This is a genomic window from Pseudomonas sp. KnCO4, from assembly GCF_045344305.1.
Taxonomy (GTDB): domain Bacteria; phylum Pseudomonadota; class Gammaproteobacteria; order Pseudomonadales; family Pseudomonadaceae; genus Aquipseudomonas; species Aquipseudomonas anuradhapurensis.
On sequence record NZ_CP174199.1, the window covers coordinates 2,260,800 to 2,277,321 of the forward strand.

General features: G+C 61.2%; 14 protein-coding genes and 1 pseudogene. 3 read left to right on the plus strand and 12 right to left on the minus strand.

What is annotated here, in order from left to right:
• Positions 1-15: 15 nt before the first annotated feature.
• The 10 genes from ACJA3S_RS10595 to tssB all read right to left on the minus strand — a co-directional run bounded on the left by ACJA3S_RS10595 (position 16) and on the right by tssB (position 9,430).
• Positions 16-525 (minus strand): Hcp family type VI secretion system effector, encoded by a 510-nt coding sequence (locus tag ACJA3S_RS10595; protein WP_406821786.1) that lies wholly within the window; start codon positions 523-525, stop codon positions 16-18.
• 128 nt (positions 526-653) lie between these two features.
• A complete protein-coding gene (gene icmH, locus ACJA3S_RS10600; protein WP_406821787.1) occupies positions 654-1,523 on the minus strand; it encodes a type IVB secretion system protein IcmH/DotU in 870 nt (289 codons plus the stop codon).
• Position 1,524: 1 nt separating this feature from the next.
• Complete coding sequence (tssK, locus tag ACJA3S_RS10605; protein ID WP_406821788.1) at positions 1,525-2,862, minus strand: type VI secretion system baseplate subunit TssK; 1,338 nt, start codon at positions 2,860-2,862, stop codon at positions 1,525-1,527.
• Positions 2,863-2,914: 52 nt separating this feature from the next.
• Complete coding sequence (tssJ, locus tag ACJA3S_RS10610) at positions 2,915-3,709, minus strand: type VI secretion system lipoprotein TssJ (protein WP_406821789.1); 795 nt, start codon at positions 3,707-3,709, stop codon at positions 2,915-2,917.
• Positions 3,706-4,266: an FHA domain-containing protein gene (locus tag ACJA3S_RS10615; RefSeq protein WP_406821790.1), complete on the minus strand. Its 561-nt coding sequence runs from the start codon at positions 4,264-4,266 to the stop codon at positions 3,706-3,708. Before ACJA3S_RS10615 ends, tssJ begins: the two co-directional genes overlap by 4 nt.
• Positions 4,263-5,279, minus strand: a complete 1,017-nt coding sequence (gene tssG, locus ACJA3S_RS10620) for a type VI secretion system baseplate subunit TssG (RefSeq protein WP_406821791.1) — start codon at positions 5,277-5,279, stop codon at positions 4,263-4,265. The genes ACJA3S_RS10615 and tssG overlap by 4 nt, the downstream gene beginning before the upstream one ends.
• Positions 5,243-7,009 carry a type VI secretion system baseplate subunit TssF gene (tssF, locus tag ACJA3S_RS10625; RefSeq protein WP_406821792.1) on the minus strand — a complete coding sequence of 589 codons (1,767 nt, stop codon included), beginning with the start codon at positions 7,007-7,009 and terminating at the stop codon, positions 5,243-5,245. Before tssF ends, tssG begins: the two co-directional genes overlap by 37 nt.
• 3 nt (positions 7,010-7,012) lie before the next feature.
• Positions 7,013-7,423: a type VI secretion system baseplate subunit TssE gene (gene tssE, locus ACJA3S_RS10630; protein WP_406821793.1), complete on the minus strand. Its 411-nt coding sequence runs from the start codon at positions 7,421-7,423 to the stop codon at positions 7,013-7,015.
• Complete coding sequence (gene tssC, locus ACJA3S_RS10635; RefSeq protein WP_406821794.1) at positions 7,420-8,910, minus strand: type VI secretion system contractile sheath large subunit; 1,491 nt, start codon at positions 8,908-8,910, stop codon at positions 7,420-7,422. Before tssC ends, tssE begins: the two co-directional genes overlap by 4 nt.
• A gap of 16 nt (positions 8,911-8,926) precedes the next feature.
• Positions 8,927-9,430, minus strand: coding sequence for a type VI secretion system contractile sheath small subunit (gene tssB, locus ACJA3S_RS10640; protein WP_406821795.1), 504 nt, complete (start codon positions 9,428-9,430; stop codon positions 8,927-8,929).
• Between the two features lie 334 nt (positions 9,431-9,764).
• Here tssB and vasI point away from each other — a divergent pair, with 334 nt between their 5' ends.
• From vasI to tssM, 3 genes are read left to right on the plus strand one after another with little or no spacing between them, the layout of a single operon-like run.
• Entirely contained in the window at positions 9,765-10,415 is a 651-nt protein-coding gene (gene vasI, locus ACJA3S_RS10645) for a type VI secretion system-associated protein VasI (RefSeq protein ID WP_406821796.1), read from the plus strand.
• On the plus strand, positions 10,403-11,869 hold the full coding sequence (gene tssA, locus ACJA3S_RS10650) for a type VI secretion system protein TssA (protein ID WP_406821797.1): 1,467 nt from the start codon (positions 10,403-10,405) through the stop codon (positions 11,867-11,869). The genes vasI and tssA overlap by 13 nt, the downstream gene beginning before the upstream one ends.
• Positions 11,866-15,465 carry a type VI secretion system membrane subunit TssM gene (gene tssM, locus ACJA3S_RS10655; protein ID WP_406821798.1) on the plus strand — a complete coding sequence of 1,200 codons (3,600 nt, stop codon included), beginning with the start codon at positions 11,866-11,868 and terminating at the stop codon, positions 15,463-15,465. Before tssA ends, tssM begins: the two co-directional genes overlap by 4 nt.
• 40 nt (positions 15,466-15,505) lie before the next feature.
• Here tssM and ACJA3S_RS10660 read toward each other — a convergent pair.
• Both ACJA3S_RS10660 and ACJA3S_RS10665 read right to left on the minus strand, forming a co-directional pair.
• A pseudogene (locus ACJA3S_RS10660) lies at positions 15,506-15,682 on the minus strand (FAD-binding protein); the annotation flags it as partial.
• 35 nt (positions 15,683-15,717) lie between these two features.
• Complete coding sequence (locus ACJA3S_RS10665; protein ID WP_063913719.1) at positions 15,718-16,416, minus strand: pirin family protein; 699 nt, start codon at positions 16,414-16,416, stop codon at positions 15,718-15,720.
• Positions 16,417-16,522 lie beyond the last annotated feature (106 nt).

The window sequence follows — 16,522 nt, forward strand, 5'->3', positions numbered from 1 at the left end:
ACGCGTGGTTGGGTGTCAGGATTGTTGCCAGTCGTCAGACCCTTCGGTGCCGCAGATTTCGTGGCATTCCGTTATCTTTCGATAGGAAAACCAAAGTTCCACCTCCTGATGTCGCGGTGTGGAGGTGACTTCTTGTGCATGCGGTTGCTCGGTCCGCATCTTGATGATTGTCGCGTCCGTCAGTGTCGTTGTGTAATAGTGCTCGTTGGGGTCTTCGCTGGTGGCGCGAAACTGCTTGATTGTCACTTCCGGCAATAACTCTGCCTTGCAGATTGCTTCCAGTAACAGCGGCTTGGATTTGTTCGTGGTGAAGGTCACCTTGTACGGCCCATGCACACGCTTGCCAGACGGTTGGCCGTTCTGTGGGTCGATCGGTGTGTTGATTTCATGTTCGACCTTTTGCAACATGATTTCACTTTCAAACTCCGACTGGTAGATATTGCCTATCGACGCCGCCGTGCTTGCGCCTTCGCTGATATCGCCTTGCACTTTGCCGGTGACTTTCAAATATGCGGGTGAGGCCATTGTGTACTCCAGATTTACACGGGTTACATGCCCTGTCTCGCAAGGGCATGGCCATCGGGAACGATGGGCTTGTCAACGAGGCGGGCGCCTCGCTAATTCGTGGCAGTCGATGATGCGGTTCAGCTGGATTACTGCTGCAAAATGCCGTTGAGGGATTCCAGTACTTCGGTGGTAATCAAGTGCAGGCGATAGCTGTAGATCCCGTAGGCCACGGCCATGGCAACCAGGGAAATCACCAGGGGACTCCACCATGGCCATTGCCGGTTCATGCGGAAATTTCGCGGCGCGACATGGGTGTAGGGGTCGCACACCGCTTCGGGTGCAGGGCCGCGTAGTTCACGAAGCATCCCGTGAAGCTGGTGGATCAGCGCGTTCAGCGTTTCTTCGCCTTTTGGCGCGATGGCGTACTTGCCTTTCAGCCCCAGGCACAAGGCGAAATACATGAATTCCAGTACGTCCTGATAACGTGCGGGTTCCTGCATCAGACGGGACAACACCGTGAAGAATTTTTCCCCACCCCAGGTTTCGTCGTGGAAGATGCTCAGCAGGGGCTCCTGGCTCCAGCAACTGTTCTTGCCCCATGGCCTTTCCATGACCGCTTCATCGATGTACAGGCACAGGCCGTAGGAATAGGCGAGCGCCTGGGCGGGCTCGTAGCCGTGCTGGCGGATCTCCTCCTGGATATTTTCGATCTGGGTGCGCACTTGCTGGTGCACCTTCTGGATATTGGGCAACTCATCCAGCGTGCGCAGGCGTATGACCAGGCCGAACAGCGGTGCCGCAGCATCCAGCATGAGGTTGTCGTAGCCGCCCCGCAGTTGGAATTCCGGATCTGCCGGGTAGCCTTCGTCAGCCTGTTCCGGCGGTGGCGTCTGCGCTGAAGCTTCCGGCTCGGCCGAAACAGCTGGCTCAGGGGGCAAAGGCTTGCCGAGTACCGCTTGCAGCGGTGCGCTTTCCACACGTGTGGCGTCGGTGGAGGTAGTGTTGTTGCCTTTCATCTCATTCACTCCTGATCGCCCAGAACTGCAGTTCAAGCCCAGGGAAGTCCCCTGCGATATGGATGCCGAAGCCGTTTGCCGTCTTCATGCATGCCCAGGCTGGATCACGCCGGTCCAGTTCGAAGTAGCTGAAGCCTGCATGGAAGGGCAGGTCGCGAGGCGCCACTGGCAAGGGATTCAACGGGATGCCGGGGAGCTGCAACGGCACCAGTTCCTCCAGCGATTCCAGCGACGTGATCTTGGCTTTCTGCACGAACATCTGGCGTAGCACCTGCGGTTGCAGATGGGCGCCCACGGCGATGACGAAGTCGGCCTCATCAATCAACCGGCGGTCGTCCAGCGTGGCCTTCATCACGCCGTAGTCCAGCGTTTCCAGTGGCAATGACACGGCACGTGGTTGCAGTACCGTACTCAGCGCCCGGCGTAGCGTGTCCTGCAGTGGCTGGAACGAGGTGCGCAGCGCGGTGTGGTGATAGGCGGGGTATTCCTGCGGCAACCGAGCGGGGTCGGTGAACGTGACGAATTCACCGCAGGCCTGGCTCATGCACAGATAGAGCTGCTCGGGGTGCGTCTGGGCTTGCCTGGCCAGGTGCTGGAAGCAGGGCCACCAGCGGTTCATGGCTTGCAGCAGGTTGAAGTCGCGGATGTCGGCGATACCCGACTGGCGCCCCCCGCCGAGGCGTGCGGCAAGGTTGCGCCCACGTTCGCGCAAGGTATTGGTGATTTCCTCCAGGAAGCGTTGCAGCGCCGGTATCGCCCGTACCGATACACAGGTGGGGTAGAACGCTTCGTCCAGCTGCAGGCTGCCGTCGGGACGACGCTCCAGGATACGTGCCAGGGCCAGGCGGGTATAGGCGCTGCTGTCTTCGGTCTGGCGTTTGAGCTGCAGGTTGGGAACGGCCAGGTCGACCGGAACCAGGTCGCCGTCAGCGCTGTGGGTGTCCTTGATTTCGTGGGCCTGAGCGATGTAGCGCAGGTTGGCAGCGTGGTCGGGCCAACTCACTTCACGCCCGCCATTGGTGCGCAAGGGCAGGCACAGATACACCTCGCTGTCTCTCGCGCCATCATCTTCGATTTCCAGTGGTGGGGGCGGCGGCAGATCGGCGGGAATATCGAACACCGTGCCATCCGGCATGATGCCCCTGGCCCGGGTGATGGCGATCTTGCCAAGGGTCAGATATTCGTCGTTCAGCTGTAGTTCGCTGAAGCCATAGAAGGCTGCATTGAGGCTACCCAGGCGTTGCTGCAAGGCTGCTTCGCTGGCGCGGGCTGCCTGTTGAAAATGCTGCGGCTTGACGAACAGGCCTTCAGGCCAAAGAACAGGATTACGGGTACTCATGGGCACTCCATGTCAGCGCGAGTAAGCGAAACGGGAAGGGTTGTCGGCCTCATCAATCCTCTTCCTTGAGCAGGATCTGCGTGTCGTTTACCAACACCGACAGAATGATCTGGTGACCGCGTGGCGGAATGCGCAGCACTTGCTGCCAGGTGGCGTTTTCCTGGTTTCGGTAGTCGCCGATGACGGCGACGAAGCGGGTGTCAGGCTCGATCGGGGCAAAGGGGATGAACTTGAACTGGCCGGGCCGCAGCAGGTAGTCGTCATCGCGGATGTAGGTGCTGCGCAGGGCTTTGGCAGGGTCCTGCTCCAGCAATTGATAGACGCTGTTGCGTAGCAGCGAGTCGTCACGCAGTTGCAGGATCTTGATGGCGATGGGGGTCGCCACGGCCTCGCTGGCCACACTCGTGGTACGTGGTACGGTCAGGACTACCGTCGAGTCGTCGTAGCTGCCGGGTGTACTTTCCTCTAGCGGCGAGCGAACCGGAGCGGCGCCGGCTTCCTCGGCCATCACCACGGCCGGGGTTGCAGGGAATTGCTCCTGGAGGTATTCGAACAGGGTCCCGACTTTCTCAGCCAGAACGTAAGGGTCGCTTGCGCTCAGGCTCACGGCGTAGGGGCTGGGATCCAGGGCTGTCGCAGGTTCGACGGTGGGGTCAAGGCTGTTCGGGTTGCTATTGAGGGTCGGGCTGGCGTTGATGCTGAATGCAAGCGCGGTCGGCTGATCCTTGGGCGGCCCGATGGGCAGCGAAGGGTCCAAGGCCACCTGGCTCATCCTGCTCATGGCGGTACAGCCGGCAAGCGCGATCAGCGCGGTGCAAAGGGCGGCGGTGAACAGATGTCGGGTCATGCGCCTTCTCCTGCAATCAGGCGCTGCAGCGGGTTCTGCGACGATGGCCTGGCCACTGCAACTGCATCCAGTGCCGCCAGCGGGTCTTTCCCGGTGTCGCAGTTGAAGACCGAGCAGATCTCGGTGGCCGCCTGGGGTACCACAGGGCTGGGCTGCCAGACCTGGGCCGGAGTCTCGGCGAGCAACCGGTCCAGTACGCTGTGCTCAGGGGTGAACAGCGCTTCCAGGCGTGCATCGGCGTGTGCGCACTGAACCAGCAGCCGATAGCTGCCGACACGAAGCTGGTCGCCCTCGACAAGCCGTCGCGCAGGGCGCTTGCCGAGGCTGACGCTGCTGTCGTTCAGGTAGGTACGGTTACAGTGGTCAATCACACAGAAGCTGCCCTCCAGCCAGCGGATTTCGCAGTGGATGGGCGCCACGCTCTGTTCGCGGTCAGTGAGCAGCCAGGTAGCCGCTTCGCTGCCGATGGTGCCGCCCGTGCGGTCGAACCGGTGCCGCGCTGTCACGCTGTGCTGCAATTGGTCGAGATTGATGACGCTCAAGGTCAGGCTGCTCATGCGCGCCCCCGAAAGCGGACAACAGGGCTGACCCGGCCGTGGCGGTCATCGACGAAGCTGGTCCAGCCCAGGTAGGCCCCCTGGCTGCGATGCAGGCAGAATGGCGAAAGCGCATTGCGCTTCAGGCGCAGCTCCAGGTCATAGGCCAGGCCATCACGCAGCAACAGATCGATCAGTGCGCGCAAGCGGTCGAAGTTGACGCCGCCCGGAAGCAGATCATGCAGCTGCTTCTGGTCGAGTTCGCCAATCACGATGGTGAACTTGCTGCTGCGGGTACGCGTGCGGCTGCCCAGCATGAACGTGCGGCCCAGTTCGCCATTACGCCGACCAAGGCAGGCCAATTGCTTCAGCGTGGTGGATACGGAACGCGTTTCGAACTCGCGAATGTGGACCTGCTCGAGGTCGAAACAGTGGGCAATGATGCCGGCGACGGTTCCTGGCGCACGGCTGCGGCTGGCAATGACACCCGCGAAGCTGAGCAGCCGGCTCCACGGCAGCGCGGTGTTTCCGCGCAACTGCCTGTCGTTCAGGCCGAGCAGCGCAAAAATGTACTGCGAGAAGCCATCGGTGGCTCCCGGCTGGAAGCGGATGTAGTAGCGGTATTTACGCCAGATGCGATGCAGCAGGCTGAGCAGGTAGTGGTTGAAGAAATCGAAGAATGCCGGGCGCATACCGATACCCTGTGCATGTTCGTAGGCTACCTGTTCCAGGTAGTAGGTCGGCAACGGCGAGTCGGTGCCGTGCAGGCCCATGAAGGTCGTGCACACGCGATAGCGCTGTTCCTGGCCGGGCATACGTTCGGCTTTGTATACGTCCGAAACCGGGAAGGTCAGCCGCGGGTCGCTGGCAAGCCGTACCCGTAACCGGGTGGCCTCACTTGGCCAGCGTGGTTCAAGGTCATCGCCGTGCAGTCCGTACAAGCGCTCCAGCAACTGGAAGAAGTTGTACTGGTGCGCGTCGGCGAGCAGTCTGTCGGCTAGATCAGGGGTTGTTTGCCGGTCTGCAGTGGCCATGTGTAGTGCTCGTTGTTGGTGATGTTGATCACTTCCAGTTGGTGGAAGGAGTTGATGCTGGCGTACAACGCCAAGAAGTGGGCCAGTGCGCAACTGAACAGGTAGAGGTCGCCTTCACAGAGGAAGGCAGCCTGGTCCAGCTTCAGGCGGGTACGCAGCCCGCGAATGGGCTGCCCTTTAATCAGCCAGTCCAGGGGCTCTGTGTGGATCTCGCGGATGCCGTCGAGGTGCTTGCGCGTGGTGCGAGCGTGCTGGATGTCGTGCAGGGCGGCGAAGTCGTACGCGCGTATCACCGCTTTGAGTGGATCGACCGCTAGCAGTGACAGGTAGTTGAGTGACATGTTGGAAATCAACGCCCACTGCAACTGGCCGTCCAGCACCGGGCGATAGGGGCGCGACGGCGCGCAGATGTTGGTGTAGGTGGCGAGGGGAGGCGTAGCCTCGGTGAGCACGTTGATGTCATCGATGCCCAAAGCCAGCGGCAGGTCGCGGTTGGTGCAGGTCAGGTCGATGGACGCGGTTTCCAGCTCGCCGATATAGGCGTTGGCATCCGCGCGGACAAAGGCGATGCGGTGAGTGACACCTTGGTCGCGCAAGGATTGTTCGAGCGTGTAGCGGTAATACAACGCCGTGCGGCCTTGCACGTGCTCGATTTCGTGGGCGAACGACTCGAATGGCCGGAAGGTTCTCAGGTGTTCGCCGATGCTCCCGTCCGCGGTGGTGCGGGTGCTGATGACCGCATCGACGCTGAAGATCTCGTGAGCGTACTGCTCCGAGCCTTTGGGCTTGAGCTCGAACTGGGCTTTGCTGCTGGACAGGTCGATGGGTTCGGCGCTGTGTTCGAACAGGTTGACCGCCGGGGTGCAGAACAGCTTGAAATCTGCTTTGCCGATACGCAGCGAATCAGGTAACAGGCGGCAGAAGTGGAATTCGATGTCGACCTGCTTGCTTTGCTCCGCAGGCCAAAGCCTGTCCAGCCCGGTGAGGGTGAAAAAATGGAAGCGCTGCGCGAACATGAAGTATTCCTGCAGGATCCGGTAGCCATCAAAGACATTTTTCGGGTAGGGCAGCAGGGCTTCATCAGCGCTGAAACCGGGAAAGGCGAGGCTGCTGGCCGGCAACCGGCGGACCTGGCCATTGACGGTTACGCAGACATGCTCGAGGTACTGCGACATCCACAGGTACAACGTACGGGCGGTACGCTGGTCGCCGCTGAGGTGAAAGTCGAGGCTGGTACAGCCCAAGGTGTTCAATGGCCGTTCGACCAGCGTTCGCAGGCGGATGCGGACCACTGCGCTGTCGAGGGTCTGGGTCGCACCAACCGCGTCGATCTCGAACGGATGGATATTCACCGGGGTGCAGGTGCGAAACTCGCAGGCGACACCGTCCACCGGCTTTGAGAACAGCCTTGAGCCTTTGGCAATCTGTTGTGCCTGGCTGAGCGCCTGCATGCGTGGCGTGAACTGGATGATCGTCACGCTGGGCAGGGGCCGAAGGTAGTTTGGCCACAGCAACTGCAGCATGGGGTGGGTCAATTCCGGCAGGTCGTCTTCCAGCTTCAGCCTCAGCCTGGCTGTGAGAAAGGCGAACGCTTCCATCAGGCGCTCGACATCCGGGTCGCTTCCCCCGGTGCCAAGCAACCGGGCCAGTTGCGGGTTGTCCTTGACGAAGTCGTTTCCCAATTCGCGCAGGTACCGCAGTTCTTCGCTGAATCTGTCCTTCAGTGACATGGTTCATCTCACTCGGGTGAAGCGGTTGTGCCCGTTGACCAGCAGTTCCAGTTGCAACTGCTCTGCCTGGTCATTGACCTGTACCTGGCAGTCCAGCCGGAAATGCAATTCCAGTGGGGTGTGATCATCGGGCACGGCTTTAAGCGCACAGACTTGTATGCGTGGTTCAAAGCGTTGGATGGTGCGGCGGATATCAAGGCTCACTTGTTCCAGCAGGTCGCCGCTGCTCGCATCGTGTCCATTGAAATCCCGCAGGCCCAGTTCAGGGCTGCTCTGTGAGCAACCTTGCCGGGCGTTGAGCAGTGTTTCGAGATGACGCTTGATGGCGGTGATCTTGTGAAAGGCGTTCTCCTGCCGGGAGTGCCCGCCGCTAGCGGACTGAGCAGCCGTCAAACGATCAAAAAAGCCAGTCATTGGGTGTCGAGCCGCCCGACCAGGGAGATCTCGAAGTTCGCGCCCATGTACTTGAAGTGAGGGCGCACGGCGAGCGAGACCTGGTACCAGCCCGGATCACCGGCAACGTCCGAGACTTCTACCCGGGCAGCACGCAGTGGACGGCGGCTGCGTACATCCGCTGAAGGGTTCTCCTGGTCGGCGACGTACTGTTTGATCCACTTGTTGAGTTCGGCCTCGAGATCGCGTCGCTCCTTCCAGCTGCCGATCTGCTCGCGCTGCAGTACCTTGATGTAATGGGCCAGGCGATTGACGATGAACAGGTAGGGCAGCTGCGTACCGAGCTTGTAGTTGGTCTGGGCTTGCAGCCCTTCGGGCGTCTTTGGGAAATTCTTGGGTTTTTGCGCCGAGTTGGCCGAGAAGAACGCGGCATTGTCACTGTCCTTGCGCATGGTCAGGGCGATGAAGCCCTCTTCGGCGAGTTCGAATTCCTTTCGATCGGAAATCAGCACTTCGGTAGGAATCTTCGCCTGCAACTGGCCCATGGCCTCGTACAGGTGCACCGGCAGGTCCTCGACAGCGCCGCCCGATTGTGGGCCGATGATGTTCGGGCACCAGCGATAGCGGGCGAAACTGTCGTTGATGCAGCTGGCCAGCAGGAAGGCGGAGTTGCCCCACAGGTAGTTGTCGTGACGCCCGGCAATGTCTTCCTCGTAGTTGAAACTTTCAATCGCCTGTTCCGTAGGGTGGTAGGCGGAGCGCAGCATGAAGCGCGGGCCGGTCAGCGCGACGTAGCGGGAGTCTTCGCTTTCGCGGAAGGCACGCCATTTGGCGTGCCGCGGTCCGGCAAAAATGTCCTTGATCTCCTTGAGGTTGGGCAGCTCCTCAAAACTGCCGAGGTTGAAGAACTCTGGAGACGGCGCCGTCAGGAAGGGCGCGTGTGACATGGCGCCGACCGAGGCCATGTAGCTCAGCAGCTTGATGTCGGGAGAGGAGGGCCCGAAGCTATAGTTGCCGACCATGGCCGCCACGGGCTCGCCACCAAACTGGCCATAACCTGCGGTGTAAACGTGCTTATACAGGCCGCTGCAGGTGATGTCGGCAGCATTCTCGAAATCCTCGAGCAGGTCATGCTTGCTCACATGCAAGACTTCGAGCTTTATATTTTCGCGAAAGTCCGTGCGGTCGACCAAAAGTTTGAGGCTGCGCCAGGACGACTCCAGTTGCTGGAACGCGGGGTGATGCAGAATGGCATCCATCTGCTTGCTGAGCACTCGATCAAGTTCGGCAATCATCTGATCAACACGATGTTTATTGACCAGTTGGTCCGGCTCATTACGTTTCAGGATTTCAGCAATAAAGGCAGAAACACCCTGGCGGGCAACCTGATAGCCCTCTTGCGCGGGTACCAACTTGGTCTCGGCCATGATCTGGTCGAGCAGGGTTTCGTTGCTCAACGTTTCGCTCGTTGTTTCAACTGCTTGGGTAGTGTCGCTTGGTTTTGGCATCGGACGCTCCTTTGTCTCAATCTTCTTGGGGCGCCGCGAGCGCCTGTTCGAGTTCTTCGGCGAGTTGTTTGCGCGCTTGCTCGTCAGTCAACAGCTGTTGCAGGTGTTTGCGGAAAGTTGGCACGTTGCCGAGCGGCCCCTTCAAGGCGACCAGTGCTTCACGCAACTGCAACAGTTTGTTGAGCTCTGGTACCTGCCGGACAATCTGGTCCGGGCTGAAATCCTTGATGGACCTGATCTGCAGGTTGATCGCCAGCTCGCTGTCGGCTGCGGTGCTGAGCAGGGAGGGGACGGACAAGGCCAGGCTGACATCGGCGTCGTGCAAAACGTTGTTGAACGTGTGTTTGTCAATGCGCATCACCGAACGGTCTTCAAGCGCACGGCTGTCATCCAGACCGAAGTCGCCCAGGACAAGCATCTTGTGTGGCAATTCTACTTCGGCCTGTTCATCACGGGTGGCTGAAACGTACTTGATGTTGATACGTTCTTTGGGTGCAACGGATCCCGAGTTTCTAGACATCGGCACATGGCTCTCTAGTGAAGTTGTAGGATATTTCCGTGTAACGTGTTTAGTTGTGCGTTCTGCTTGTAGGAAGTTTCCTGCAAAGTGTTTCTGGGTCTCGCTTACTTGCCCGGTCTTCATAAAAACCATGCATGGAAAAGCCCCCCTTGGTCGAGGCTTAAGATGTAAATAAATATTTGTTTGTATCCACGGTATGCGATGTACTAGGCTCGTACCGTTTTCGTTTTGGAGTGGTTATGCGCGGGAGGGCGTAAGTGGGCGTTCAGTTGTCAGAAAAACAATGCGCAGGGCCGTGCAAGGCTTATGTGCTCATTGCGTGGGTGAACTTGGAATGATATTCCACCGTGCATGTTACGCAGGCGTTTCGTTGCTGTTTTGTATGCAGCCGGTGCTGGCTGAGCTTGATCGCGACTGCCCCCGGATCGTCTCTGACATCGAGCGTCTGGCTTGTTTTGACCGGGCTGCCGGTACGCCGGCACATGTGTCATCCAGGGCGTGGTCAGCGCAGGAGCAGGAAGCGCCCACGGTGATGCGGGTCATGGCAAATGAGGCATCGCGGGCAGCGGATGACCTGACCTTTCGCATCGGTAGTGGCGGTGAAGTCGGCTCAGCCACGGCGGAGCTGATGATCACGGCGCCTGCCATCGCCTCAACCCACGAGCGCCCCTATCTCGCCATCAGCTGCATACAGAAAATATCGCGGCTGCAGCTGATTACCACGCGGCCCATCGACGCAAGCTGGGTTACCGTGAGGCTGACAAGCGAGGGTGGCGCCACGCGCAACACGCCGTGGCGCGTGATGGAAAACGGCCAGGTACTCGATGCCGGGCGTGGCCTGCCGGCGATCGAGCAGATCAGGCAGCTGATCGGGGCTCACCGGATAGTGGTGGCGAGCGATCGCAGCGAGGTCGACGGGTTGGTGTTCGATGCCCAGGGCCTGGGGCCGCTGATCGAACAGGCGCGGAGTGCTTGCCGGTGGTAATGCAGACATCAGCGGATGAGATCAGTCGGCTGCTCGCCCCGATCGATCCAGCGATCCCGGCTGGTTTGTTCGATATCGAGGATGAAACCTACCAGGCGATAGACCAGGAGATGGTCAAGCTGGGCGGGCTGCAGGCGGCCTCGATCGACTGGGCCTACATCGAAGAGGCGTCCTGCCAGTACCTGTGCCGGCAGTGCAAGCACATGCGGATCGTTGCCCACCTGAGTACTGCGTGGCTGCGCAGCGCGTGCTGGGAACGATGGGGGAACACCCTGGCGTTGCTGGCCGGCATGGTCGAATGCTATTGGGAAAGCGCTCATCCAAAGCCGGGGCCCACAGGTTTCCTCGGCAAGCGGAAACTGGTCGGCCTTGTACTCAGCCGCTTGATCGATGCGCTACCGCGCCTTGACCGGTTCACCTACAGCCCTGCCCACGCAGTGGCTGCGCAGGCGGCCCTGGCGCGGCTGAAACAACAGCAGGACGGCGCCCAGCTCGATGCGGCTGGGTTGGGCGAACTGGAACGCTTGTTACAGCGGCAAACGGAGCTGGCCAACGGTGTTGGCGAGGCTGTAGCGCCGGCCCCGACCGCTGCAAGCGAGCAGCCCATGCCACTGGCAGACGTGATCGCCATGCCAGCGCCCCGGGTTTCCATTGGCAGCGAGCGGGAAACCCGGCGTGCCGTACTGACCATGGCCGAGCTCATCAATCAACAGGATCCGTACGATCCGACCGGTTACCAGCTACGTCGTTTCGGCCTGTGGTCGCATATCCAGGCGGCGCCTGCCGTCAGGCAGCGGCACTGCACGGGCCTGATGGCAGTGCCGCCAGAGGTGATTGCGGGCTACGAAAATCTCGTAGCAGGTACTTCAGTGGACATCGCGCTACTGCATCGGATCGAGAAGAGCCTCACGGCAGCCCCTTACTGGTTTCGGGGCAGCTTCCTGGCAGCGAGCGTAGCGTCGCAGCTGGCGTTGAACGAGGTCAGCGAGGCCATTCGCAGTACCACCGCGCGTTTCGTCCAGCGCCTGCCTTCGTTGCAGCAATTGTGCTTCAGCGATGGCACGCCGTTCCTGGACGATCAAGCCCTCGCATGGCTGAACGGCTGCCAGGGTGCGTCAGCCCAGGGCGCTGCTTCCCAGGAGTTCGGCAGCCTGCGCGAGGAACTCGTTGCCCAGCTTGACGGCATGGGTGTAGAGCCCGTGCTCCTGAGGTTGCAGGGGATGCAGGCGGATCTGAACTCGCCGCGTGAGCGCTCGCACACCACGCTCATCGCTGCTGACTTGCTGGCGGCACGCGGCGTGTCCTGGCTGGCCCGGGACCTATGCATCGGCGTTGCGCGGACGATGCAGCAAACCACTGCCGATGCGTGGGAGCCCGAGGTATTCCAGCGGCTCCAGCACTACACGACATCCACCGCATTGGCAGTTCAGATCAAGGATCCGGAGCCCATATGAACCCACCATGGAAACAACTGAAACGCTGGGGCTTGCGCCTTTCCAGCCGTATTGGCCTGGCAATGCCGCCGCTACTTGGGCTGGGCGCCGTGCTGATGCTGGTCGCCATCTGGTGGCTTGGCCCGCATTGGACATGGCGCGAACAACAACCGCTGGCCAACGTCGCCCATCGTATCGTTGCGAGCCTGGTGCTGGTGGTGGTGCCGTTACTGGGCTGGCTCATGGTGTTGCGCAGACGTGTCCGTCGCCTGCAAGCGGACCGCAAGCAGGCCGTGGCGGCCGCGCTGGACCCCACGCTGCCGCTGGTTCAGGCACAAGAGCACGCGTTGAACCAGCGGCTGGCCAGCTATCTGGATAATGCCGGCGGACGAAGCGCCTTGTACCGGGTGCCATGGTATCTGGTTCTGGGTAACGTACAGGCTGGCAAGAGCAGCTTCATTGATCGCAGCGACCAGCGTTTCTCCCTGACCCGTATCGGCAGGGCCCAGGCGCTGGCTTACCCGGTAGGCTGGTGGGTCAGCAATGATGCCGTGATGATCGACCCTCCGGGTGCCTTCATCAGCCAGGCTGCAGCGGCGGGCCCGGTGCCTGGCCCTGAGCAGCCTGAAGTTTCCCCGCCGCCTGAAGCCCCGGCCAGGTTGTGGGAGCACCTGCTGGGATGGCTGCTGAGCAACCGCAGTCAGAGGGCGTTGAATGGGCTGGTGCTGGTCATTGACCTGCCTGCGTTGTTGCATGGGACGCCCGACCAACGCCGGGCGTTGGCTCATATGCTGCGCGCGCGCCTGTTCGAGGTCAGTAGTCGGCTGGGTGCGCGCCTGCCGTTGTATGTGGTGCTGTCCAAGTTCGACTTGCTCGATGGCTTCGATCAGCTCTATGGCAGGCTCCCGGCTTCCAGGCGGGAGGAGCTGCTGGGCTTCACGTTCAAACTGGCTGCGGCCGGTTCGACCGATGCCTGGCTGGACGAATACCGCAGCCATTACCATCGTTTGATCAGGCTGCTGTTCGAGCAGGTCTTCGACCAGCTTGATGGACTTGGCCGGGCGCCGGCACGTGCGCGGCTGTTCTCCCTGCATGCGCAGCTGGTTGGGCTGCAACCGATATTGCTGTCGTTTCTGCGTGAAACGCTGGGCAGTGACCGCTTCACCACGCCCGCCCTGGTACGCGGGCTCTACTGGTCATCGGTGATGCAGCAGGGCGATATGCTCAACGCGTTCGTCCGTGAGGCGGCACAGCCCTACAAGACAAAACTGCCCTTGCGTGAAGGCAAGGCGCAGGGCAAGGCGTTGGCTTACTTCATCCAGCAGGCCTTCAGGCGCGTCATCTACCGCGAAGTCGGTCTCGCCGGCGACAACGCCAGGGTGGCACGCAGCAAGCGCCAGTTGTTCCGGGTGGGTTCCGCAGTAGGCCTGCTGGCGTTCTGTATCGTTGTCGCCAGCTGGCAGCGCTACTTCGATAGCAATGCTGCCAAGGCTGCCAGCGTGCTGGTCAAGAGCAAGGAGTACAGCCACCGGCAACTGGACCAGCAGCTCGACCCGACCGGGCGAAACCTGCTGGAGCCGCTGGACCAGATCCGCGATGCAGTTTCGCTGTTCGGCGACTATCGCACTGCATGGCCCGGTGTTGCCGATGCGGGCCTCTATCAGGGCCGCGCCATCGGTCCTCGGGTCGACGAGGCCTATCTGAGCTTGCTTGGCAGACATTTCCTGCCGGCGTTGGCCAGTGGTGTAGTCGACGCGATGAGCGCCGCGCCCCCTGGCAGTGAACAGCAGATGGCCGCGCTGAGAGTTTACCGAATGCTTGAGGACCGCCAGAACCGCCGCCCCGAATGGGTCGAGGAGTGGATGGCTCAGCGCTGGCAGCAAGCCTTCCCGGGCCAGGGGCAACTGCAGCGCGACCTCATGCGACACCTGCAATACGCCTTGGCGTATGCCGACGCCGACCTGCCCGAGTACCAGCAACGTGTTGCCGAGGTACAGCAGACCCTGCGCAAGTTGCCCCTGCCGGAGCGGGTCTATGCGGGCCTCAAGCAGCGCGCTCAGGAGCAGCTGCACCAGGGCCTGGACTTGCGTTACCAGGTCGGGCCAGCCTTCGATGTGGTATATCGGCCGGCTTCCGGTTCCATGCACGGTAATGCTGGCGTCGTGATTGCCCCGATGCTCACCGCCAAAGGTTTCCAGGCCTATGTTGCAGCGCTCGGCCAGCGCTTCGTCGAAATGGCGATGATCGACCAATGGGCGCTGGGCGAGCGCGGCCAGCTCGATTATTCCGATGCCGACCGGGACGCGCTTGCTGCTCGTCTGCACAGCCTGTACAGCAGCGATTACATTGACAGCTGGCGGCGGGCACTGACCGCGTTTGCGCTGGTGGACTTCCGTGATCTGGAGCATGCAGTCGCAGTTCTCGAGCAAATGACCGGGCCTGCGGCACCGCTGCAACGGCTGCTGGATACAGTGAAGGACAACACCACGCAGTGGTCGCCAGCAGGCGTGGAGGTGCCAGGCGAGACAGCTATCCTGCAATCCGCTGGCCGCCCCGCTGAACAGCAGCAGACCTTGGCTATCCAGCGCGCATTCGCCGGGCTCAGTGGCATGTTGCAGGCGACAGGTGACAAGCCGAGCGGTTATGAAGAAACGCTTGCCGCGCTGACGGCGGTTTACGCCTATGCCAAGGCGGTGCAGGACAGTCCCGACCGGGGCAAGGCGGCTCTGCAGGCTGTGCGTCAGCGCTTTTCGATGACCGGGCACGACCCGATCGGCACCTTGCAGCGGCTGGCGACAAGCTTGCCGGAGCCACTCAACCATCAGCTCGGAAAGGTCGCGGAGCAAACTGCACTGGTGCTGAACATTCAAGCCTTGCTTGAACTGGAGCGTCGCTGGGATGCTGACGTCTACAGTTTCTTCCAGCAGCGATTGGCAGGGCGATACCCCTTCGTGGTGAGGGCACCTGATGCTTCCCTGGAGGATTTCGAAGCGTTCTTCGGGCCAAAGGGGCGGCTGCAGCAATTCCACGACCAATACCTGAAGCTGTTCCTCGATGACAACCTCGAAGCCTTGCAAGCCGGACAGCAGCAGTCGCTGATCCGCAGCGATGTGCTCGAACAGCTGGCGCTGGCGAATCGCATCCGCGAGACGTTCTTCGATCAACGCGGAAACCTGAGCGTGCAGTTCAGCATCGAGCCGTTGGGGCTGAGCGCCAACCAGCGTACGAGCCTGCTGGACCTGGACGGTCAGTTGATTGCCTACACCCATGGTCCGAGTCAGATCACCGGGATCGTCTGGCCCAATACACTGGGGCAGCAGGTGCGCAGCAACCTGACCTTGCTCAGGCAAAACGGCAACAGCAGCAGCCTGGGTTACCACGGCCCATGGTCGCTGTTCCGCTTGCTCAGCCGCGGCTCGCTCAATGGGCGCACTGCCACCAGCGTGGACCTCAGCTTCCGGACCGGTGATGGCGTGATGCGCTATCGTCTGAATGCGGAAAAAGCCTTCAATCCCATTACCCAGCAACCCTTCAAAGGCTTCCAGTTGCCGCGAGGTCTGCTACAGCAGCCAGTGAACGTAGCGCAGGCGGAAGTGCCGGATGAGCAGGCTTTATGAACAGAAGCCGACATGAACAGAAGCCGACCCGTTCGTCTTGCGCCTGCAAGCCGCTCAACGCTCTACCAGCCAGGTAGCCGAAGGTCATGCCCGGCCCGAGCGTGATGCCGCCACTTGGGTAGTACCCGCCCATCACGCTGCCCATGTCATTACCCACCGCATACAGGCCGGGTACCGGCTGGGCCGCGTGGTCCAGCACGCGGGCCGAGGTATCTGTGCAAGAGCGGGTTCACCCGCGCAGCGGTGGGCGCTTCAGGCCACGTCGACCAGCACGATCTCGCTGTCCTCGATGGCAGTCACCCGCAACACCTCCTCCTGCTCGATCGCCACCCCATCGCGCGCCTTGGCGCGCAGCCCGTTGACCTCCACCAGCCCCTTGGCCGGCACCAGGTAGCCCCGCCGTGCAGCATCGAAGCGGTACTCGGCGGTTTCACCCGCGCGCAGGGTGGCAGCCACCAGGCGGGCATCGGTACGGATCTGCAGGCTGTCCTCGTCACCCGCGCGGCCGCTGGCCAGGGTCACGAAGCCTTCGCCGCGCTCACCTTTGGGGAACGGCCGGGTGCCCCACTGCGGTGCCTCGCCAGTGCGCTCCGGCACGATCCAGATCTGGAAGATGCGCGTATCGACGTCTTCCAGGTTGTACTCGCTGTGCACGATGCCAGTGCCGGCGCTCATCACCTGCACGTCACCGGCTTCGGTACGGCCCTTGTTACCCAGGCTGTCCTGATGGCTGATCGCGCCTTCACGCACATAGGTGATGATTTCCATGTCGCGGTGCGGGTGCGGTGGGAAACCACTGCCGGCAGCGATCAGGTCGTCGTTCCAGACCCGCAGGTTGCCCCAGTGCATACGCGCCGGGTCATAGTACTCGGCGAAGGAGAAGTGGTGGTGGGCATCCAGCCAGCCGTGGTTGGCGTGGCCGAGGCTTTCGAAGGGTCGCAGTTGCAGCATGGTCGTGCTCCTTGAATCAGTGGAATGGGGCCATGATGCGCCAAATAAAGATCGAAAATAAGCGTAAATATCGACTTAAAACAATCAGTAAAATAGATGTTTAGAG